The sequence below is a fragment of the Pseudomonas sp. GM102 genome (assembly GCF_000282555.1).
Taxonomy (GTDB): Bacteria; Pseudomonadota; Gammaproteobacteria; order Pseudomonadales; family Pseudomonadaceae; genus Aquipseudomonas.
Map to the genome: position 1 here is coordinate 59,554 of NZ_AKJB01000047.1, position 18,955 is coordinate 78,508.

At 57.6% G+C, this 18,955-nt stretch carries 21 protein-coding genes; 14 read left to right on the forward strand and 7 right to left on the reverse strand.

The genetic code is table 11. The features are described 5' to 3' along the window. Positions 1-52: 52 nt before the first annotated feature. Positions 53-784 (reverse strand): HugZ family pyridoxamine 5'-phosphate oxidase, encoded by a 732-nt coding sequence (locus tag PMI18_RS20020; RefSeq protein ID WP_033036195.1) that lies wholly within the window; start codon positions 782-784, stop codon positions 53-55. A 169-nt stretch (positions 785-953) separates the two neighbouring features. On the opposite strand from PMI18_RS20020, the gene PMI18_RS20015 reads away from it, so the two are divergent. Beyond that, positions 954-1,712: an SDR family oxidoreductase gene (locus PMI18_RS20015; RefSeq protein ID WP_032835342.1), complete on the forward strand. Its 759-nt coding sequence runs from the start codon at positions 954-956 to the stop codon at positions 1,710-1,712. A gap of 92 nt (positions 1,713-1,804) precedes the next feature. On the opposite strand, the gene apbC is transcribed toward PMI18_RS20015, so the two are convergent. Beyond that, on the reverse strand, positions 1,805-2,899 hold the full coding sequence (gene apbC / locus PMI18_RS20010) for an iron-sulfur cluster carrier protein ApbC (RefSeq protein ID WP_007898456.1): 1,095 nt from the start codon (positions 2,897-2,899) through the stop codon (positions 1,805-1,807). A gap of 367 nt (positions 2,900-3,266) precedes the next feature. On the opposite strand from apbC, the gene metG reads away from it, so the two are divergent. The 8 genes from metG to PMI18_RS19970 all read left to right on the forward strand — a co-directional run bounded on the left by metG (position 3,267) and on the right by PMI18_RS19970 (position 10,257). Continuing rightward, a complete protein-coding gene (gene metG, locus PMI18_RS20005) occupies positions 3,267-5,318 on the forward strand; it encodes a methionine--tRNA ligase (protein WP_007898459.1) in 2,052 nt (683 codons plus the stop codon). Between the two features lie 243 nt (positions 5,319-5,561). Beyond that, positions 5,562-6,131 carry an Rnf-Nqr domain containing protein gene (locus tag PMI18_RS20000; protein ID WP_007898468.1) on the forward strand — a complete coding sequence of 190 codons (570 nt, stop codon included), beginning with the start codon at positions 5,562-5,564 and terminating at the stop codon, positions 6,129-6,131. Then, positions 6,128-7,135: an electron transport complex subunit RsxB gene (gene rsxB, locus PMI18_RS19995; protein ID WP_007898477.1), complete on the forward strand. Its 1,008-nt coding sequence runs from the start codon at positions 6,128-6,130 to the stop codon at positions 7,133-7,135. The genes PMI18_RS20000 and rsxB overlap by 4 nt, the downstream gene beginning before the upstream one ends. Continuing rightward, on the forward strand, positions 7,122-8,114 hold the full coding sequence (locus PMI18_RS19990) for an RnfABCDGE type electron transport complex subunit D (protein ID WP_007898478.1): 993 nt from the start codon (positions 7,122-7,124) through the stop codon (positions 8,112-8,114). The genes rsxB and PMI18_RS19990 overlap by 14 nt, the downstream gene beginning before the upstream one ends. Further along, positions 8,111-8,722, forward strand: a complete 612-nt coding sequence (locus tag PMI18_RS19985) for an RnfABCDGE type electron transport complex subunit G (RefSeq protein ID WP_007898480.1) — start codon at positions 8,111-8,113, stop codon at positions 8,720-8,722. Before PMI18_RS19990 ends, PMI18_RS19985 begins: the two co-directional genes overlap by 4 nt. Beyond that, positions 8,715-9,305 carry an Rnf-Nqr domain containing protein gene (locus PMI18_RS19980; protein ID WP_007898487.1) on the forward strand — a complete coding sequence of 197 codons (591 nt, stop codon included), beginning with the start codon at positions 8,715-8,717 and terminating at the stop codon, positions 9,303-9,305. Before PMI18_RS19985 ends, PMI18_RS19980 begins: the two co-directional genes overlap by 8 nt. A 25-nt stretch (positions 9,306-9,330) precedes the next feature. Further along, complete coding sequence (gene nth / locus PMI18_RS19975) at positions 9,331-9,969, forward strand: endonuclease III (RefSeq protein ID WP_007898489.1); 639 nt, start codon at positions 9,331-9,333, stop codon at positions 9,967-9,969. A gap of 108 nt (positions 9,970-10,077) precedes the next feature. Then, complete coding sequence (locus PMI18_RS19970) at positions 10,078-10,257, forward strand: PA3496 family putative envelope integrity protein (RefSeq protein ID WP_007898493.1); 180 nt, start codon at positions 10,078-10,080, stop codon at positions 10,255-10,257. An 85-nt stretch (positions 10,258-10,342) separates the two neighbouring features. On the opposite strand, the gene PMI18_RS19965 is transcribed toward PMI18_RS19970, so the two are convergent. Then, positions 10,343-10,969: a response regulator transcription factor gene (locus PMI18_RS19965; RefSeq protein WP_007898495.1), complete on the reverse strand. Its 627-nt coding sequence runs from the start codon at positions 10,967-10,969 to the stop codon at positions 10,343-10,345. Between the two features lie 565 nt (positions 10,970-11,534). Between PMI18_RS19965 and PMI18_RS19960 the strand changes: the two genes are divergently transcribed. After that, positions 11,535-12,143 (forward strand): hypothetical protein, encoded by a 609-nt coding sequence (locus PMI18_RS19960; RefSeq protein ID WP_007898498.1) that lies wholly within the window; start codon positions 11,535-11,537, stop codon positions 12,141-12,143. Between the two features lie 133 nt (positions 12,144-12,276). Here PMI18_RS19960 and PMI18_RS19955 read toward each other — a convergent pair whose 3' ends face one another. Beyond that, the gene (locus tag PMI18_RS19955; protein WP_007898502.1) at positions 12,277-13,494 is read right to left on the reverse strand and encodes an argininosuccinate synthase; all 1,218 of its coding nucleotides are present in this window, start codon (positions 13,492-13,494) and stop codon (positions 12,277-12,279) included. A gap of 129 nt (positions 13,495-13,623) precedes the next feature. Then, a complete protein-coding gene (locus PMI18_RS19950) occupies positions 13,624-14,532 on the reverse strand; it encodes a flagellar protein MotY (RefSeq protein ID WP_007898505.1) in 909 nt (302 codons plus the stop codon). A 157-nt stretch (positions 14,533-14,689) separates the two neighbouring features. Here PMI18_RS19950 and pyrC point away from each other — a divergent pair, with 157 nt between their 5' ends. Both pyrC and rnt read left to right on the forward strand, forming a co-directional pair. After that, entirely contained in the window at positions 14,690-15,736 is a 1,047-nt protein-coding gene (pyrC, locus tag PMI18_RS19945) for a dihydroorotase (protein ID WP_007898508.1), read from the forward strand. After that, positions 15,733-16,410: a ribonuclease T gene (gene rnt, locus PMI18_RS19940; protein WP_007898509.1), complete on the forward strand. Its 678-nt coding sequence runs from the start codon at positions 15,733-15,735 to the stop codon at positions 16,408-16,410. Before pyrC ends, rnt begins: the two co-directional genes overlap by 4 nt. A 101-nt stretch (positions 16,411-16,511) precedes the next feature. On the opposite strand, the gene PMI18_RS19935 is transcribed toward rnt, so the two are convergent. Continuing rightward, entirely contained in the window at positions 16,512-17,114 is a 603-nt protein-coding gene (locus tag PMI18_RS19935) for a peroxiredoxin (protein ID WP_007898510.1), read from the reverse strand. Positions 17,115-17,429: 315 nt separating this feature from the next. On the opposite strand from PMI18_RS19935, the gene PMI18_RS19930 reads away from it, so the two are divergent. Both PMI18_RS19930 and bfr read left to right on the forward strand, forming a co-directional pair. Beyond that, on the forward strand, positions 17,430-17,648 hold the full coding sequence (locus PMI18_RS19930; RefSeq protein WP_007898511.1) for a bacterioferritin-associated ferredoxin: 219 nt from the start codon (positions 17,430-17,432) through the stop codon (positions 17,646-17,648). A 198-nt stretch (positions 17,649-17,846) separates the two neighbouring features. Continuing rightward, a complete protein-coding gene (gene bfr / locus PMI18_RS19925; protein WP_007898512.1) occupies positions 17,847-18,320 on the forward strand; it encodes a bacterioferritin in 474 nt (157 codons plus the stop codon). A 271-nt stretch (positions 18,321-18,591) separates the two neighbouring features. Here bfr and grxD read toward each other — a convergent pair whose 3' ends face one another. Next, on the reverse strand, positions 18,592-18,933 hold the full coding sequence (grxD, locus tag PMI18_RS19920) for a Grx4 family monothiol glutaredoxin (protein WP_007898513.1): 342 nt from the start codon (positions 18,931-18,933) through the stop codon (positions 18,592-18,594). Positions 18,934-18,955: the final 22 nt, after the last annotated feature.

Sequence of the window (18,955 nt, forward strand, 5' to 3'; positions counted from 1 at the left end):
ACGCAAGAATACCTTGCCAGTTTTCCTTAGATGACGTCGCCGTTTCGTGAATTCAAGCGTCGGCCACTTCATTTTTCGGCCAATGCTCGGCGTGAGCCAGGAAAACCAAGGCTTCCCGGACTTGTGTCGGCGTATTACAGGGCGTTTGAAACGGCAGCCAGTAGAGCCCCTGGCCGATGCGCAAGTGCATGCCTTCGGTGTCGATACCGGCCAATTGTGCCGGAGCGGTTTTCGGCAGACCCGCCAGCTCGACGTAGTGGGCGATGGCTTTGGCGTGATCGGCATTCATGTGCTCGACCATGCTCACTTCGGCCTTGCCGGCGAACGGGTTGGCAAGGGCCAACTGATCGATCCAGTGGATCGCACCGAAGCCGCCAATGTAGCGGTGACGTACCTCTTTAAGCACCCAGAAATCGAAATCATGGGCCTTGTGATAGTTCTGCGAATCGGGGAAATAGCGATAGTAACGCTCGGCTGCCGCCTCGATGGCAACGGGGTCTTGGAGCTTTTCTGCCTCGGCGAGGTAAGTCAGGCGACCAACGGCTTGTACGTCTTCGGCTTCACGCTCACCCACCAGCAGCGAACATTTCGGATCTTTCTGCAGGTTGTGAGTGTGCTGAGCGATGCGGCTGATAAGGATCAGCGGTCGGCCCAGCTCATCCAGGCAGTAGGGAACCACGGAGCCAAACGGAAAACCGGGCATCGCTTTGGAGTGCGTCGAGAGCACTCCACGGTATTCCTTGAGAAGCAATTCTCGGGCATGCTTAGCCACTACAACGCTCAATTTATGACTCCTTATATAGAATCCGTCAAAAAAACGGACAGGCGCCTGGTTAAAGTTCCAGCACGCCATAGGGGCAGTTCTCATGTGCAGCCAGGCCATATCAGGCTCAGATCGAGAGGCCCTCTAGAATAGAAGGAAAACCACTCCGAACTGCTATGGGGCTATGCGAATGCAACTCACTGACAAAGTAATCATTATCACCGGCGGTTGCCAGGGTTTAGGCCGCTCCATGGCCGAGTATCTCGCAGGCAAAGGCGCGAAGCTGGCGCTGGTGGACCTGAATCAGGAAAAACTCGACGCTGCCGTCGCGGCTTGCAAAGCCAAGGGTGTCGAGGCCCGCGCCTACCTGTGCAACGTTGCAGATGAAGAGCAAGTGACCCATATGGCCGCTCAGGTGGCCGACGATTTCGGCGCAATCCATGGCCTGATCAACAACGCCGGCATTCTGCGCGACGGCCTGCTGCTGAAGGTCAAGGACGGCGAAATGACCAAGATGAGCCTGGCCCAATGGCAGGCGGTGATCGACGTCAATCTGACCGGTGTGTTCCTGTGTACCCGTGAGGTCGCCGCGAAAATGGTCGAGCTGAAAAACAGCGGCGCGATCATCAATATCTCGTCGATCTCACGCGCCGGCAACATCGGCCAGACCAACTACTCCGCCGCCAAGGCCGGTGTTGCTGCGGCGACCGTGACCTGGGCCAAGGAACTGGCGCGCTACGGTATTCGCGTGGCGGGCATTGCGCCGGGTTTCATCGAAACCGAGATGACCCTGAGCATGAAGCCCGAAGCGCTGGAGAAAATGACGTCCGGGATTCCGCTCAAGCGCATGGGCAAACCTGAAGAGATCGCCCAGTCGGCAGCGTACATTTTCGAGAACGACTACTACACCGGTCGGATTCTTGAGTTGGATGGCGGGTTGCGGATCTAAAGCAAGATCACGCTCCTGTAGGAGCCAGGCTTGCCGGCGAAAGCGGGCTTGAGGACGCCTTCGCCGGCAAGCCTGGCTCCTACACAAACGATTTAATCGTCGCTGACAGTGATGTTCGGCATCGCTGGCGTCGCCGCTTCCTGCAACACAATCCGCGCGCCGACATGGCGAGCCAGTTCCTGGTAAACCATCGCAATCTGGCTGTCTGGCTCGGCGATCACCGTCGGCTTGCCGCCATCGGCCTGTTCGCGGATCAGCATCGACAGTGGCAACGAAGCCAACAGTTCGACACCGTACTGGTTGGCCAGCTTCACGCCGCCACCCTCACCGAACAGATGCTCGGCATGCCCGCAGTTGGAGCAGATGTGCACGGCCATGTTTTCCACCACGCCCAGCACCGGGATGTTGACCTTGCGGAACATCTCCACGCCCTTGCGCGCGTCCAGCAATGCCAGATCCTGCGGGGTGGTCACGATTACCGCACCGGCCACCGGGACTTTCTGCGCCAGGGTCAACTGGATATCGCCGGTGCCTGGCGGCATGTCGATGACCAGGTAATCCAGATCGCCCCAGGCCGTTTGCGTGACCAGTTGCAACAAGGCACCGGACACCATCGGCCCCCGCCAAACCATCGGCGTGTTGTCGTCAGTCAGGAAGGCCATGGACATCACTTCGACACCATGGGACTCAATCGGAATGAACCACTTCTGATCCTTGACCTTTGGTCGGGTACCTTCAGGGATGCCGAACATGATGCCCTGGCTCGGACCGTAGATATCCGCGTCGAGAATCCCGACTTTGGCGCCTTCACGGGACAGCGCGAGGGCCAGGTTGGCGGCCGTGGTGGACTTGCCCACGCCCCCCTTGCCGGACGCTACGGCCACGACGTTCTTGACGTTGGCCAACCCCGGAATCTGTGCCTGGGCTTTGTGCGCGGCAATCACACTGGTGATCTCGACGCGCGCGGTGACGACGCCGTCCAGGCCTTCGATGGCCAGTTGCAACAACTGCGCCCAGCCGCTCTTGAACAGACCGGCGGCATAGCCCAGCTCCAGCTGGACGCTGACGCGATCACCCTGGATGTCGATGCTGCGCACGCACCCGGCGCTGACCGGGTCCTGGTTCAGGTAAGGGTCGGTGTATTGGCGAAGGACGGCTTCCACCGCTGCGCGATTGACGGCGCTCATGGGCAACTCCGATAGCAAGACTGGAAAATCAGGCGGGTATCCTAACCGTTCTACATCATAGACGGCATGCCCCGCGACGATTTCTGGCAAACACATCCCTGTGGCGAGGGAGCTTGCTCCCGCTCGACTGCGCAGCAGTCGTAATCCAGCTGACGCGATCCTTCTGTCGGAACCGGGTGGCAGGGGTTAGGGCGGCTTCGCCACCCAACGGGAGCAAGCTCCCTCGCCACAAAAGCCCTCTTGCACGCAGCGAACTCATCACCACTTTTTTCAGGGCCGATGCATCCGGAAACAGGCCTGAAGGGTGAAAAATATGCGCCAGCGCTTTATAGTGGCCGACCTCCGTTTCATCAAGTAGCCGAGCCCCATGTCCGAGCCACGCAAGATCCTCGTCACCAGCGCCCTGCCCTATGCCAATGGTTCGATCCACCTCGGCCATATGCTGGAATACATCCAGACCGATATGTGGGTGCGCTTCCAGAAGCATCGCGGTAACCAATGCATTTATGTCTGCGCCGACGACGCCCACGGTTCGGCCATCATGTTGCGCGCGGAAAAGGAAGGCATCACCCCGGAACAACTGATCGCCAATGTCCAGGCTGAACACAGCGCCGACTTTGCCGAGTTCCTGGTGGACTTCGACAACTTCCACTCCACTCACGCTGAAGAAAACCGTGAGCTGTCGAGCCAGATCTACCTGAAGCTGCGCGAGGCCGGGCACATCGCCAAGCGCTCGATCACCCAGTACTTCGACCCGGAAAAGAAAATGTTCCTGGCCGACCGCTTCATCAAGGGCACCTGCCCCAAATGCGGCACCGAAGACCAGTACGGCGACAACTGCGAAAAATGCGGTGCGACCTACGCGCCGACCGACCTCAAGGATCCGAAGTCGGCAATCTCCGGCGCCACTCCGGTGCTCAAGGATTCCCAGCACTTCTTCTTCAAGCTGCCGGACTTCCAGGAAATGCTGCAAGCCTGGACCCGCAGCGGCACGTTGCAAGAAGCCGTGGCCAACAAGATCGCCGAGTGGCTGGATGCCGGCCTGCAACAGTGGGATATCTCCCGCGACGCGCCGTACTTCGGCTTCGAGATTCCCGACGAGCCGGGTAAATATTTCTACGTGTGGCTGGATGCGCCAATCGGCTACATGGCCAGCTTCAAGAACCTCTGCGCCCGCCGTCCGGACCTGGACTTCGACGCGTTCTGGGGCAAGGATTCCACCGCCGAGCTGTACCATTTCATCGGCAAGGACATCGTCAACTTCCACGCCCTGTTCTGGCCAGCCATGCTTGAAGGCGCCGGTTTCCGCAAACCGACCGGCATCAACGTACACGGCTACCTGACCGTCAACGGCCAGAAGATGTCCAAGTCCCGCGGCACGTTCGTCAAGGCGCGGACTTACCTGGATCACCTGTCGCCGGAATACCTGCGCTACTACTACGCCGCCAAGCTGGGCCGTGGCGTCGATGACCTGGACCTGAACCTCGAAGACTTCGTGCAGAAGGTCAACTCCGACCTGGTCGGCAAAGTCGTCAACATCGCCAGCCGTTGCGCCGGTTTCATCCATAAAGGCAACGCCGGTGTACTGGTAGCCGGCAACGCCGCGCCGGAACTGACCGACGCCTTTTTGGCCGCAGCGCCAAGCATTGCCGATGCCTATGAGGCTCGCGACTTCGCACGTGCCATGCGCGAAATCATGGGCCTGGCCGACCGCGCCAACGCCTGGATCGCCGACAAGGCGCCGTGGTCGCTGAACAAACAGGAAGGCAAGCACGATGAAGTCCAGGCCATTTGCGCCTTGGGCATCAACCTGTTCCGCCAACTGGTGATTTTCCTCAAGCCGGTATTGCCGCTGCTGGCCGCCGATGCCGAGGCGTTCCTGAACGTCGCCCCGCTGACCTGGAACGATCACGCCACCTTGCTCAGCAACCATCAGCTGAACGAGTTCAAACCGTTGATGACCCGCATCGACCCGGTAAAAGTACAAGCTATGACCGACGCCTCGAAAGAAGACCTGACCGCCAGCGCAACCGACACCGGCGAAGCTGCACCCGTCGGCAACGGTGAACTGGCCAAGGATCCGCTGTCGCCAGAGATCGAGTTCGACACCTTTGCCGCTGTAGACCTGCGCGTTGCGCTGATCCTCAAGGCCGAAGCCGTGGAAGGTGCCGACAAGCTGCTGCGCCTGACCCTGGACATCGGTGACGAGCAACGCAACGTGTTCTCCGGGATCAAGAGCGCCTACCCGGACCCATCCAAGCTCAATGGTCGCCTGACCATGATGATCGCCAACCTCAAGCCCCGCAAAATGAAATTCGGGATCTCTGAAGGCATGGTGATGGCGGCAGGCCCTGGCGGTGAAGAAATCTACCTGCTGAGCCCCGACAGCGGCGCCAAGCCGGGTCAGCGCATCAAGTAAGGCTCGATCCGCTGGACCGATCCCACAGTCGTGCCTGGCATGACTGTGGGTTTTTCATGTCTGGCCCATACTATCTCTCAACTCCTGCCTCACCTTGTAGGCGCTGTCGAGTGAAACGAGGCTGCGATCTTTTGACCTTGTCTTTAAAAAACAAAGTCAAAAGATCGCAGCCTGCGGCAGCGCCTACAGATTTACCCAGCAGCCCAACGATGTGTGGATACGGACGCTTCAGGTAGACTGATCATGACCGAACTGCTTCTTACGCTTATCAGCGCTGCCCTGATCAACAACCTCGTGTTGCATTGGCCGCTGGGCGTCGATCCGGTGCTGGGCAGCGAGCGGCCACAGGTCCACGCGCTGGGTATCGCGACAACGTGCCTGATGCTGATCGTCGGCATACTCGGCTATGCGCTCTACCACTGGCTACTGGTGCCATTGGGGCTGACGTCGTTGCGTCTGTTCGTGTTCCTGCCGTTGAGCGTTCTGCTGATCGCCCCCCTGCTGAAGCTGCTTTCACGGTTATTGGCGAAGCTTTCATTCGATGGTCTCTGGCCCCTGCTGCTGGGGAATGCCGGGGTACTTGGGCTGACGTTGCTCAACGCTCAAGAAGACAAGGGAGTTTTCCACGCCATAGCCCTGAGCCTTGGCGCCGGGCTGGGGTTCTGGCTGGTGCTGAGTCTGTTCAGCGACTTGCGCCAGCGCACACTCGATAACGATATCCCCCTGCCCTTTCGCGGCCTGCCGATCGAATTGATCGGCGCCGGATTGATCGCGGTGGTTTTTCTCGGATTCAGCGGGCTGATCAAAACATGAGTCTGATTCAACGCATCGACGCCCTCTTGCCGCAGACCCAATGCGGCAAGTGTGGCCACCCGGGATGCAAACCCTACGCCGAAGGCATCGCCAGCGGCGAGCCGATCAACAAGTGTCCACCGGGCGGCAGCGAAACCATTGCGGCCCTGGCCGATCTGCTGAAAGTGCCGGTGCTGGAACTGGACGTCAGTCGCGGTTCAGCACCCGCGCAGATCGCTTACATCCGCGAAGCCGAATGCATCGGCTGCACCAAGTGCATCCAGGCCTGCCCGGTCGACGCCATTGTCGGCGCGGCGAAATTCATGCACACGGTCATCGTCGACGAATGCACCGGTTGCGACCTCTGCGTGGCGCCCTGCCCGGTGGATTGCATCGAGATGCATCCGTTACCACGGGCCACGGTGCTGCCGATTGTCGGTGGGCTGGCGTTCAGCCTGGAGGAACAACAGGCCCGGGCCGCCAAGCGCAATCACGCGCGACGCCGTTTCGAACAGCGCAATGCCCGCTTGCATCGCGAAGAGCAACAGAAACTCGCCGAACGCCAGGCCCGTGCCCAACGCGCCGTGCAGCACAGCGAAGTGACGCTCGACCCGGTTCAGGCCGCACTCGAGCGCGTCCGCGCACAGAAAGCCGCCAATGCCGATGCGGCATTGAAAAAGGCCAAGGTCGATCTGGCGATGAGCCGGGCGCAGCTGAACAAGTCGCTCAAGGCCTTCGGGCATCCGCCGACCTTCGAACAGCAATCGCAACTGATCGTGCTGCAACAGCAGTTCGAAGCCGCCGAACAGGCGCTGGCGCAACTGGAAAGCGGCTCACCGCCGGTCTTAGCGCCACCTGCCCCGGCCAAAGATGCCGAGCTGAAACGGGCGAAGATCCAGCTGGCCATGCGGCGCGCCGAACTCAAGAAAGCTCAAACAAGCGAGGCGCCGGCCGAACAGATCGAAGCGTTGCAACAAGCGCTCAGCGAAGCCGAGCGTCAGGTGGATGCCTATGCCGCCCCTTGAATCGGTGGACGAACGCCTTCAACAGGCCATGAAGCTGGTATTGCTGGCCACTGTGCCGGGGATGCTGATGTTGTTCTGGCTGTACGGTTGGGGGGTGTTGATCAACCTGGTTCTGACGGCGGCAACCGCGTTGGCCGTTGAAGCGGCGGTGTTACAGCTGCGCAAGCAACCGGTAAAACCGACGTTGAGCGACGGCAGTGCGCTGGTCAGTGCGACGCTGTTGGCGCTGGCCTTGCCGCCTTATTGCCCTTGGTGGCTGACGGTTAGCGCTGCGGCGTTCGGACTGTTTTTCGGCAAGCACTTGTATGGCGGCGTCGGCAAGAATCCGTTCAATCCGGCAATGCTCGGTTTCGCGCTGGTCCTGGTGATGTTTCCCCAGCCAATGACCCATTGGCCGGCGTCCCATGGCATGGATTTGTTCGGTGGGCTGCAACAGGTGTTCGGCTTCAGCTTCGGCCAGACACCCGATGCGTGGGCCCAGGCCACGGCGCTGGACAGTCTGCGAATCAACAAAAGCCTGACCATGGACGAACTGTTCTCCGGCAATCCGGCATTCGGCCGTTTCGGCGGCCGAGGCGTGGAATGGGTCAACCTGGCGTTTCTGGCAGGCGGTGCGTTTCTGCTGCAGCGACGGGTATTCAGTTGGCATGCGCCGGTCGGCATGCTCGCCAGCCTGTTCATCATCAGCCTGTTGTGCTGGAACGGTACGGGCTCCGATTCTCATGGCTCGCCACTGTTTCATCTGCTCACCGGCGCGAGCATGCTCGGTGCCTTCTTCATCGTGACGGAACCGATATCCGGTGCAAAAAGCCCCATCGCCCGATTACTGTTTGGCGCAGGCGTGGGGTTACTGACTTACCTGATTCGCACGTGGGGCGGGTATCCGGACGGTGTGGCCTTTGCGGTTTTGCTGATGAATCTCTGTGTACCGGCGCTGGAGCGGTTTGCCGCGCCCAGACAGGAGCAGGTTGCCCCATGAACCGAGCGACGAGCGTTGTGATCCTGGTAGTGCTGGCAGGCCTGGGGATGGGCGCGACTTACCTCGTGCAGCACACCAGCGCCGCGCGCATTGCCGCCGAACAACGCCTGATCGACAGCCGCCGGTTACTGGATCTGCTACCGCCCGACAGCTACGACAATCAGCCACTGGAACACCCCCTCGGTCTCGAAAACACTCGCCTGGCCAACAGCACACTGTTGGGTGGCTATCTGGCGTCCAAGGCCGGCCAACCGAGCGCCGTGTTGCTGCGCAGCCAGACTCTGGGCTACGTCGGCTCCCTCGAATTGCTGATCGCCATCGACCGCCAAGGCAAGTTAGTGGGGGTCAAAACCCTCAAGCAATCGGAAACCCCGGGGCTGGGCGGCAAGCTCGCCGACTGGCCCAATGCCTGGCTTCAGGTGTTTACCGGCAAATCGCTAGCCGACCCCGATGACAATGGCTGGGCCTTGAAAAAGGACCAAGGGCAATTCGATCAGATCGCGGGCGCGACCATCACCTCAAGAGCGGTGATCAATGCCACCCATGACGCGCTGCGCTACTTCGATGAACACCGGCAACTGCTGATCGGGAGCAGCGCTCATGAATAAGTCATCAACCCTGCAGAACTCGCTGATGCTAACGCCGTTGATCGGTGTCACTGATTCATTGGTAACGGCCCTGGGCCTATGGCTGATGTTCGCCCTGGTGCTCAGTGTTTATGGTGTAAGCATGGGCGCTTTGCGCTCGCGACTGATGCCGGCCACACATTTGCTGGCATGCCTGCTGCTGGCGGCCACGCTGACCAGTTGTGCGGAACTTGCCACGCAAGCCTGGTCGCTCCAATGGCACCAGCACCTGGGTTTCTACGCAGGGTTGATCGCCCTGCAATGCGTTGTGCTGGAACATAATGGTTTTTTCCAGGGCACATGGCGTGATCGACTGAGTCTGTGTGGTCTGTTCGGCGCCTTGATGGCGGGCTTGGGCTTGCTGCGCGAGTTCATCGGCAACGGGACACTCGGTAGCCATCTGTCCTGGATGGCCGGTGCCACGCAACTGGACTGGCAAGGCTGGACGCTGATCGCCGACGGTGGCCTGCACCTGGCCACGCTGGCCCCTGGCGGGTTTATTCTGCTGGGACTGCTGATCGCCGCACATCAAGCCTGGACCCGCCGCCCGGCTGCCCCACATTGACTGCCTTCGAGGAAACGCATCGCCCATGAATGCCGCAAAACGTCTTGAAATTTTCCGCAGGTTTCACGAAGACAACCCTGAACCGAAGACCGAACTGGCCTACGCCTCACCGTTCGAATTGCTGATCGCCGTGATTCTCTCGGCGCAGTCGACCGATGTCGGCGTGAACAAGGCCACCGCCAAACTGTTCCCGGTGGCCAATACGCCAGCGGCGATCCATGCCTTGGGCGTCGAAGGGCTGTCGGAGTACATCAAGACCATCGGCCTGTTCAACAGCAAAGCGAAAAACGTGATCGAAACCTGTCGCTTGCTGGTGGAGCGCCATGGAGGCGAAGTACCGCAAACTCGCGAGGCGCTGGAGGCTTTACCCGGTGTCGGTCGAAAGACCGCCAACGTGGTGCTCAATACCGCCTTTCGTCAGCTGACCATGGCCGTAGACACTCACATTTTCCGGGTCAGCAACCGTACTGGCATTGCTCCCGGCAAGAACGTGGTCGAAGTGGAGCAGAAACTGATGAAATTCGTGCCCAAGGAATATCTGCTCGACGCCCATCACTGGCTGATTCTTCATGGACGCTATGTTTGCCTGGCCCGCAAGCCGCGCTGTGGCAGTTGCCGGATCGAGGATTTGTGCGAATACAAGCAAAAGACCTCGGACGATTGAGGCTCTATTAGTTTTGTTGATGGATCGATTGAAAAAATCTTTTTTACCCGCCGGGAAATTGTCGATATAAGGAGCGCCAAAGGGCAGCCTTAGCCTGGAGTTAACCTTATGAGCACTGGCAAAGAGCAATTGGACGTAGAAGACGACTTCACCCCCGTTGAGGCCGATGACGCAGAGCCGGTAGTGGAAGTGGCAAAGACCAACCTGAGCAAACGCCGCACCATCGACAATCTGCTGGAGGAGCGCCGACTGCAGAAGCAATTGGCCGATTACGATTTTGACTTATGACACTTAAAAGCCTCCCGAAACGGAGGCTTTTTACTAAGTGCCGACCCCTGATAAACGCCCGTTCATCCGTCAAACGCTGACAGCTTCATACCAGGCCATTGCGTTGAGCCAATTCGATCAGGTCGACCAGTGAGCGAGCATTAAGCTTTAACAGCAGACGCGTTTTGTAAGTACTGACGGTTTTATTGCTGAGGAACATTCCATCGGCGATCTCCTTGTTTGTCTTTCCTCGGGCCAGCTGTTGCAGGACCATCATCTCTCGCCCGGACAAACGATCCACCATATCGGCTTCACTGGCGTTCCCAAGACTGGAACGCACGGTATGCAGAGCCTGATTGGGAAAATAGCTGTAGCCTGACAGTACGGCTTTTATTGCACTGAGCAACTCAGTGAGATCCTGTTGTTTGCAGACATATCCCGCGGCACCCGATTGCATGCAACGCATGGAAAAATGCCCTGGCGCCTGGGACGTCAATATCAGAACTTTAAGAGGCATCGCCGTCGATGCCAGACGCGCGATGACTTCCAACCCATCCAGCTTCGGTATTCCAATATCCAGAATGACAATATCCGGCATTAGTTCACGGGCAAGTTGTAATGCATCTACACCATTATCTGTTTCTGCAATGACTTCGTAGCCATGACGTTCCATTAGCATACGTACCGCAAGACGAATGACGGGGTGATCATCCACGATCAGCACTTTATTCATGGGCAAGTCCAATTTCGCTGTTCGAATTTTTAGAGCCCGCACCATAGCCTAGTCGTTTCACCCATGGCATGCCATCACCCCCGGCCACCCGCAGCGAGAGACATGGCCTACAAACAACACGGATTATTCCTACAAAAAATCATTGCATATCGTGAGTCATGAGATTGCTACTCGCCGTACACTGCTCAGCACTTGGACGGTTATTTGTATCGACTTTCAACCAAAAAACACAAGAACAGGGTCTCACACTAGTCATCCGACAGACTTCGGCTATTGAGCTACTCTTAAAAGTAACGAGCATTTTCCAGCCCCTGTACAACTCGATTCGAATGGCTTATGAAAGCTCACACACAGCAACATTTCACCCACAGAATAAACCCATATAACTTTAAAACAAATGAATAGTCACACCCGAACCAAGAACAATACAGTTACTATAACGACCCACATCACCCACTAAAAAGAGCCCGACATAACAACAGAAAAATCTCATTCATTAATTATCACCCCAAGACCCACACTCACAAACAAATCGAGAAGAAATAATATCTCATGAGCAGAAGACATGATAAAACTCAAAAAAAGAATCACCAACCCCATGACAATCATTGCAATATTTGCAGCACTGTCTGAAACATCGGCCGCCGTGTCCCTCCCCTTTCTCGACAACAAGGATAGAGAACTCTATGTCTGGTTTCTGATTAGTTTCCCCTTTTATTTACTTTTTCTTTTTTTCGTCACACTCAATTTCAACTATCGATCGCTTTACGCGCCCTCCGATTTCAAAAAAGAGGAACACTTCATGAAGGTCATGGGGAACGTTAATCGATCAGGAAGCGACCCGGCACCGCATGAAAGCTCGACCCAGCACCATGTACGCCTGCCCCAGCACTTGAAAGACCTGCATATCATTGATGCACGGTGGATGAGCAACAAAATGGCATTCAGCGCCTTGGTGGAGAAAATCCAGCAAGCACAGGAAAACCCGGCTCAGATGATCGTGTTTCTCACCTGTGCCGAGTCGGAGACGTTGCTGAAGGAAAGTGCACTCAGGCATTCAAAGCACACCAAGAAACGCAACGGCGCGACGTTCTGCATCGCTTACAATTTGAATTCACACGAGCTGACGATGATTGGTCAAAATCTTTACAGGCACACAGCAGCCAGCTCTTGAAGAGCCATTGGAGAAAGAAGCGAAGAAAGGTATTGACAAAGGCAAGAAGAAAAGCTGAATACGACAGGGTATCCCTCTTTCAGATGTGTGGCCTCATCAGCGAGGCCACACATCCATTACCGACTCAAAGGTCTCAGAAAAGCTTCCGGCCTTTGTTCGCCGCGATGCGCATGCGCAAGGCGTTGAGCTTGATGAAGCCCGCCGCATCGGCCTGGTTGTAGGCGCCGCCATCTTCCTCGAAGGTCGCAATGTTGGCGTCGAACAACGACTCGTCGGACTTGCGGCCGGTGACGATCACGTTGCCCTTGTACAGCTTCAGGCGCACTACGCCGTTCACGTGGGCCTGGGAAGCATCGATCATCTGTTGCAGCATCAGACGCTCAGGGCTCCACCAGTAACCGGTGTAGATCAAGCTGGCGTATTTAGGCATCAGCTCGTCTTTGAGGTGAGCCACTTCGCGGTCCAGAGTGATCGATTCGATCGCACGGTGAGCGCGCAACATGATGGTGCCGCCCGGGGTCTCGTAGCATCCGCGGGACTTCATGCCGACGTAGCGGTTTTCGACGATGTCCAGACGGCCGATACCGTGTTCGCCACCGATCCGGTTCAAGGTCGCCAGCACGGTGGCCGGGGTCATTTCGACGCCGTCCAGTGCGACGATGTCGCCGTTGCGGTAGGTCAGTTCCAGGTACTGCGCTTTATCAGGAGCCTTCTCCGGGGAGACGGTCCATTTCCACATGTCTTCTTCGTGCTCGGTCCAGGTGTCTTCCAGCACGCCGCCTTCATAGGAGATGTGCAGCAGGTTGGCATCCATCGAATACGGGGATTTTTTCTTGCCGTGACGCTCGATCGGGATGTTGTGCTTTTCAGCGTAATCCATCAGCTTTTCACGGGAGAGCAGGTCCCATTCGCGCCAAGGAGCAATCACTTTCACGCCTGGCTTCAAGGCGTAGGCGCCCAGTTCGAAACGAACCTGGTCGTTGCCCTTGCCGGTCGCGCCGTGGGAAATGGCGTCAGCGCCGGTTTCGTTGGCGATTTCGATCAAGCGCTTGGCGATCAACGGACGAGCGATGGAAGTACCCAGCAGGTACTCGCCTTCATAAACGGTGTTGGCGCGGAACATCGGGAACACGAAATCGCGCACGAATTCTTCGCGCAGATCGTCGATGTAGATTTCTTTTACGCCCATGGCCTGTGCCTTGGCGCGGGCCGGTTCGACCTCTTCGCCCTGACCCAGGTCAGCGGTGAAGGTCACTACTTCACAGTTATAAGTATCCTGCAGCCACTTGAGGATCACCGAAGTGTCCAGGCCGCCGGAATACGCCAGAACGACCTTGTTTACGTCCGCCATGCCATCACTCCACGGGGTTCTACGGAAAGCCGTCAAGTCTACCGCTCATGCAGGATAATTTACAGAGGCGCGACAGCTTATGACGACGAAGCGACAGATTATGTCGAGCGAGCGACGATTTCAGCAGGTTCAGGTGGTCTTCGCGCTGCCCGCGGAAGCGGTGGCTTGAGGCGCCGGTTGCTCGGTCGGCGCTACCCGTTCAAGACGTACGGCAACCCGGCGGTTCTTCGCCCGATTGGCGGCATTGGTGTTCGGCGCCAGAGGATAGCGCTCACCGTGAAAACGCAGGGTGATCTGCGATTCCTGAATACCATTGGCCTTGAAGAAATCCATCACGGCCAGCGCCCTGCGTCGCGACAGTTCGCGGTTGGTCAGGCGGTTACCGCTGTTATCGGAATGGCCGTCGAGTTCAATGTGGTTGACCGTCGGATCGGCTTTCATGAACTCCAGCATGACCTGCAGATGGGCCTTGGCTTGGGCGTCGAGATCGATGCCCTCCCCCGGAAAGCCGACTTCGGATTGCTTCACCTGTTCAAAATTCTGCGGCAGCAACTTGGCCACGCAACCCTGATAGTCACTGTAGGCCTTGCTGAATTTGACCGGCAGCAGGCGAACTTCAGATACCCGACCGTCACCCGAGGAGTGTCGAACGACCGGGCTGCGACCGTCCATCAACCCACTGATCAGGCGCCCGGCCTGAACTTGCGAGCTGTTGAACAGCACGTTGCCACTGCCGATTCGCACCGAGCCCAGGTTGATGTCGCCACGCCCCGGCTGCCATGGCGCAGCGGCCGCCAGCAAGGTCGCGGAACCGCCACCGATCATCGAGTTGTAGGCCTTCAGACGAAATGTCGCCTGCTCGCCAGCGCGGCGCACGAACTCCCCCGAACCGAAATCGGTGATGGGTTGAGTCAGGCGGCATTCGAACTTGTCACCTTCGACCGTCCACTCGATGCTCTCCAGACGGGTCTGGAAAGTGAGCGCCATCGCGGGAAGGCTGGCAAACACACTGAGCAAGGCTAAATAACGCTGGCGCACGGGAGGCTCCACTGGCTTCTGCAACAAAAAGACCGACACACATATTTACGGCGTACCTGTTGGATATCGGAAGCTTGCTGCAAAACTTGATAGCGAGTGCCTGCAAGAGTCTTTTCCGGTAGCATTCCCCTGAGTTTGACCCGCCTGGAATCCCCTCATGTCCGACCGCCTGACCCTGCTGCGTCCCGACGACTGGCATATTCATCTTCGCGATGGTGCTGTGTTGACCAATACCGTCGCGGATGTCGCGCGCACCTTTGGTCGCGCCATTATCATGCCCAACCTGGTACCGCCGGTGCGCAACGCGGCTGAAGCCAATGGCTATCGCCAGCGGATTCTCGCCGCGCGTCCGGCCGGCAGCCGCTTCGAACCGCTGATGGTGCTGTACCTGACCGACCGCACTCAACCCGAAGAAATTCGTGAGGCCAAGGCCAGCGGTTTCGTCTACGCCGCCAAGCTGTACCCGGCCGGCGCGACCACCAACTCGGATTCTGGCGTCACCAGCATCGACAAGATTTTCCCTGCACTCGAGGCCATGGCCGACGTCGGGATGCCCTTGTTGGTTCATGGTGAAGTCACCCGTGGCGATGTCGATGTTTTCGATCGCGAAAAAATCTTCATCGACGAGCACATGCGTCGAGTGGTCGAGCGTTTCCCGACCCTCAAAGTGGTGTTTGAACACATCACCACCGCTGACGCCGTGCAGTTCGTCAACGAGGCTTCGGCCAATGTCGGCGCAACCATCACCGCGCATCACCTGCTGTACAACCGCAACCACATGCTGGTGGGCGGGATTCGGCCGCACTTCTACTGCCTGCCGATCCTCAAGCGTAATACCCACCAGGAAGCCCTGCTCGACGCCGCTACCAGCGGCAGCGACAAGTTTTTCCTCGGCACCGACTCGGCGCCCCATGCCCAGCACGCCAAAGAAGCGGCTTGCGGTTGTGCCGGTTGCTACACCGCTTATGCCGCGATCGAGATGTATGCCGAAGCCTTTGAACAGCGCAACGCGCTGGACAAGCTCGAAGCCTTCGCCAGCCTCAATGGCCCGCGTTTCTACGGCCTGCCGGCGAACACCGATCGCATCACCCTGGTTCGCGATGAGTGGACCGCCCCAACCAGCCTGCCGTTTGGCGAGCTGACTGTAATCCCGCTGCGCGCCGGTGAAAAACTGCGCTGGCGCCTGCTGGAGGAACACGCGTGAGTGAAGACCATTTCGACGACGAACAGGACGGTAATGGCGGCGGAGGCGGTTCCCGCCATCCAATGGCGGCCAGGTTCCGTGGTTACCTGCCGGTCGTTGTCGACGTAGAAACCGGTGGCTTCAACTCGGCCACCGATGCCCTGCTGGAAATCGCCGCCACCGTGATCGGCATGGATGAAAAAGGCTTTGTGTACCCTGAGCACACCTATTTCTTCCGGGTCGAGCCTTTCGAAGGCGCGAACATCGAAGCGGCAGCCCTGGAATTCACCGGGATCAAGCTCGATCACCCGCTCCGCATGGCGGTGAGTGAAGAAGCGGCCCTGACCGATATCTTCCGTGGTGTGCGCAAGGCTCTGAAGGCCAACGGTTGCAAACGGGCGATTCTGGTCGGGCACAACAGCAGCTTCGACCTGGGCTTCCTCAACGCCGCTGTCGCGCGCCTGGACATGAAACGCAACCCGTTTCACCCGTTCTCCAGTTTCGATACGGCGACCCTCGCCGGCCTGGCCTATGGTCAAACCGTATTGGCCAAGGCCTGCCAGGCAGCCGATATCGACTTCGACGGTCGCGAGGCCCACTCGGCCCGCTACGACACCGAGAAGACGGCTGACCTGTTCTGCGGCATCGTCAATCGCTGGAAACAAATGGGCGGCTGGGAAGACTACAACGACTGATCCATCACTGATCTCCCTCTCCACAAGTGAACAGCCTGGGTTTATCCCGCCCATAAAAAAACCGGCCTTGGCGGCCGGTTTTTTTATGCCTCGAACGTGCCTTACAGCGCAGCAGCGTTCTCGGTCAGGTAAGCCGCAACACCTTCGGTGGAAGCGGTCATGCCTTTGTCGCCTTTTTTCCAGTTGGCAGGGCAAACTTCGCCGTGCTCTTCGTGGAATTGCAGAGCGTCGACCAGACGGATCAGCTCTTCGATATTACGGCCCAGCGGCAGGTCGTTGATGATCTGCGAGCGAACAACGCCTTTGTCGTCGATCAGGAACGCGCCACGGAAAGCCACGCCGCCTTCGGACTCAACGTCGTAGGCCTTGGCGATTTCGTGCTTCAGGTCGGCCGCCATGGTGTAGCGAACTTCGCCGATGCCACCGTTGTTGACCGGGGTGTTGCGCCAAGCGTTGTGGGTGAAGTGCGAGTCGATCGAAACGGCTACCACTTCCACGTTGCGTGCCTTGAAATCAGACATGCGGTTGTCCAGAGCGATCAGCTCGGACGGGCAAACGAAGGTGAAGTCCAGTGGGTAGAAGAACACCAGGCCGTATTTGCCTTTGATGGCCGAGGACAGGGTGAAGCTGTCTACGATTTCGCCATTGCCGAGTACGGCCGGTACGGTGAAGTCAGGGGCTTGTTTGCCTACGAGTACGCTCATTGGATATCTCCTGGTGTAATAACGGTGAAGTACAGGGTTCGTATCAGCCTGCCACCCTCAGGCGACAGCCCTGTGACACGATCCCCCTTCGCAAAAGGCCGACCATCATACACCGCGTTTTTGACCTGTCCTCAACGGTTTTTTCTGCCAGGTGAAAGGCCGCTGCTATATTTTCCTCATGGAAGGTGTGAGAAGAAACCGTTCGTCAGTCACATGCCCTTATGACGAAAACCTTTCAGAAACCACTTTGACAATCATTCTCGTTAACATTAAGATCCATCGCAATTGAGTCACAACCAGCGACGGTTTTCACTTATGTATGTCTGCCTCTGCACTGGCGTCACCGACGGTCAAATCCGCGATGCAATCTATGAAGGTTGCTGCAGCTATCGGGAAGTCCGTCAGGCCACTGGCGTTGCCAGCCAATGCGGTAAATGCGCCTGCCTTGCCAAGGAAGTGGTCCGCGAAACCCTGGGCAAACTGCAATCGGCCCAGGCGGCTATCCCCTACCCCGCAGAATTTACCGCTGCATAATTACCGTATTTCAAAGAACCGGACTTGATGTCCGGTTTTTTTATGTCTGGAAATCAATCGCTTAGGCTCTAGACGCGGAACACAAACATTCTTATTCCGATTAATTTTCATTTAAGTTTCAATAACTTAGGTTTGACACTCTTAATTACGCGGCTCAAACTCTGCCTTATAGACAGCTACTCAGGGCAGGACCCCATCATGAAAGGCGACGTTACAGTCATCCAGCATCTCAACAAGATCCTTGCCAATGAGCTGGTCGCGATCAACCAATACTTTTTGCATGCACGCATGTATGAAGATTGGGGCCTGAACAAGCTCGGCAAGCACGAGTACCACGAATCCATCGACGAGATGAAGCACGCTGACAAGCTGATCAAACGCATCCTGTTCCTTGAAGGCCTGCCGAACGTCCAGGACCTGGGCAAGCTGCACATCGGCGAACACACCAAGGAAATGCTTGAGTGTGACTTGAAGATCGAGCGCGACGGCCATGCCGATCTGAAAGTTGCTATCGCTCACTGCGAAACTGTCGGCGACTTCGGTAGCCGTGAACTGCTCGAAGACATTCTTGAATCCGAAGAAGAACATATCGACTGGCTGGAAACCCAACTGGGCCTGATCGATAAAGTCGGTCTTGAGAACTATCTGCAGTCGCAGATGGGCGAAGAGTAAATGCTACGCCGCTAATCGCGATGCAATAAAAAGCCCCGCTCTCTTTTATAGAGGCGGGGCTTTTTTGTGTGCGCTGTCTTGTCCTGAATATTGTTTACACAGGCACGCTCTTGTTGGAGCGAGCGGGCGGCGATCCCTGTGGCGAGGGAGCTTGCTCCCGCTTGAGTGCGTAGCACTCACAAAACCTTCATCGACTGTAAGGATTTTGGGGCCGCTTTGCGACCCAGCGGGAGCAAGCTCCCTCGCCACACCGCCCACTCCAAGTACCGAATCAGGCGTCGGTCTTGTTGGCAGCAGCAGCTTCAACAGCGGCTTTGATCGTCGCTTGCAACGAACCATCAGCAGCCATTTCAGTCATGATATCGCTACCGCCGACCAGTTCGCCGCCGACCCACAGTTGCGGGAAGGTTGGCCAGTTGGCGTACTTTGGCAGGTTGGCGCGGATTTCCGGGTTCTGCAGGATGTCCACATAGGCAAACTTTTCGCCACAGGCCATAACAGCCTGAGCGGCTTTCGCGGAGAACCCACACTGTGGGGCATTCGGCGAGCCTTTCATGTAAAGCAGAATGGTGTTGTTGGCAATCTGCTCTTTAATCGTTTCGATGATATCCATGGAGCACCTCGGCTGAACTTTC

Bases quoted from the DNA above. Each gene is read 5' to 3' on its own strand.
- PMI18_RS19960 (WP_007898498.1), top strand. From the start codon at position 11,535: ATGATAAAACTCAAAAAAAGAATCACCAACCCCATGACAATCATTGCA.
- PMI18_RS19970 (WP_007898493.1), top strand. From the start codon at position 10,078: ATGAGCACTGGCAAAGAGCAATTGGACGTAGAAGACGACTTCACCCCC.
- PMI18_RS19990 (WP_007898478.1), top strand. From the start codon at position 7,122: ATGCCGCCCCTTGAATCGGTGGACGAACGCCTTCAACAGGCCATGAAG.
- bfr (WP_007898512.1), top strand. From the start codon at position 17,847: ATGAAAGGCGACGTTACAGTCATCCAGCATCTCAACAAGATCCTTGCC.
- PMI18_RS19965 (WP_007898495.1), bottom strand. From the start codon at position 10,969: ATGAATAAAGTGCTGATCGTGGATGATCACCCCGTCATTCGTCTTGCG.
- nth (WP_007898489.1), top strand. From the start codon at position 9,331: ATGAATGCCGCAAAACGTCTTGAAATTTTCCGCAGGTTTCACGAAGAC.
- PMI18_RS20015 (WP_032835342.1), top strand. From the start codon at position 954: ATGCAACTCACTGACAAAGTAATCATTATCACCGGCGGTTGCCAGGGT.
- grxD (WP_007898513.1), bottom strand. From the start codon at position 18,933: ATGGATATCATCGAAACGATTAAAGAGCAGATTGCCAACAACACCATT.
- metG (WP_007898459.1), top strand. From the start codon at position 3,267: ATGTCCGAGCCACGCAAGATCCTCGTCACCAGCGCCCTGCCCTATGCC.
- PMI18_RS19955 (WP_007898502.1), bottom strand. From the start codon at position 13,494: ATGGCGGACGTAAACAAGGTCGTTCTGGCGTATTCCGGCGGCCTGGAC.
- PMI18_RS19980 (WP_007898487.1), top strand. From the start codon at position 8,715: ATGAATAAGTCATCAACCCTGCAGAACTCGCTGATGCTAACGCCGTTG.
- rsxB (WP_007898477.1), top strand. From the start codon at position 6,128: ATGAGTCTGATTCAACGCATCGACGCCCTCTTGCCGCAGACCCAATGC.
- PMI18_RS19935 (WP_007898510.1), bottom strand. From the start codon at position 17,114: ATGAGCGTACTCGTAGGCAAACAAGCCCCTGACTTCACCGTACCGGCC.
- pyrC (WP_007898508.1), top strand. From the start codon at position 14,690: ATGTCCGACCGCCTGACCCTGCTGCGTCCCGACGACTGGCATATTCAT.
- PMI18_RS20000 (WP_007898468.1), top strand. From the start codon at position 5,562: ATGACCGAACTGCTTCTTACGCTTATCAGCGCTGCCCTGATCAACAAC.
- apbC (WP_007898456.1), bottom strand. From the start codon at position 2,899: ATGAGCGCCGTCAATCGCGCAGCGGTGGAAGCCGTCCTTCGCCAATAC.
- PMI18_RS19930 (WP_007898511.1), top strand. From the start codon at position 17,430: ATGTATGTCTGCCTCTGCACTGGCGTCACCGACGGTCAAATCCGCGAT.
- PMI18_RS19985 (WP_007898480.1), top strand. From the start codon at position 8,111: ATGAACCGAGCGACGAGCGTTGTGATCCTGGTAGTGCTGGCAGGCCTG.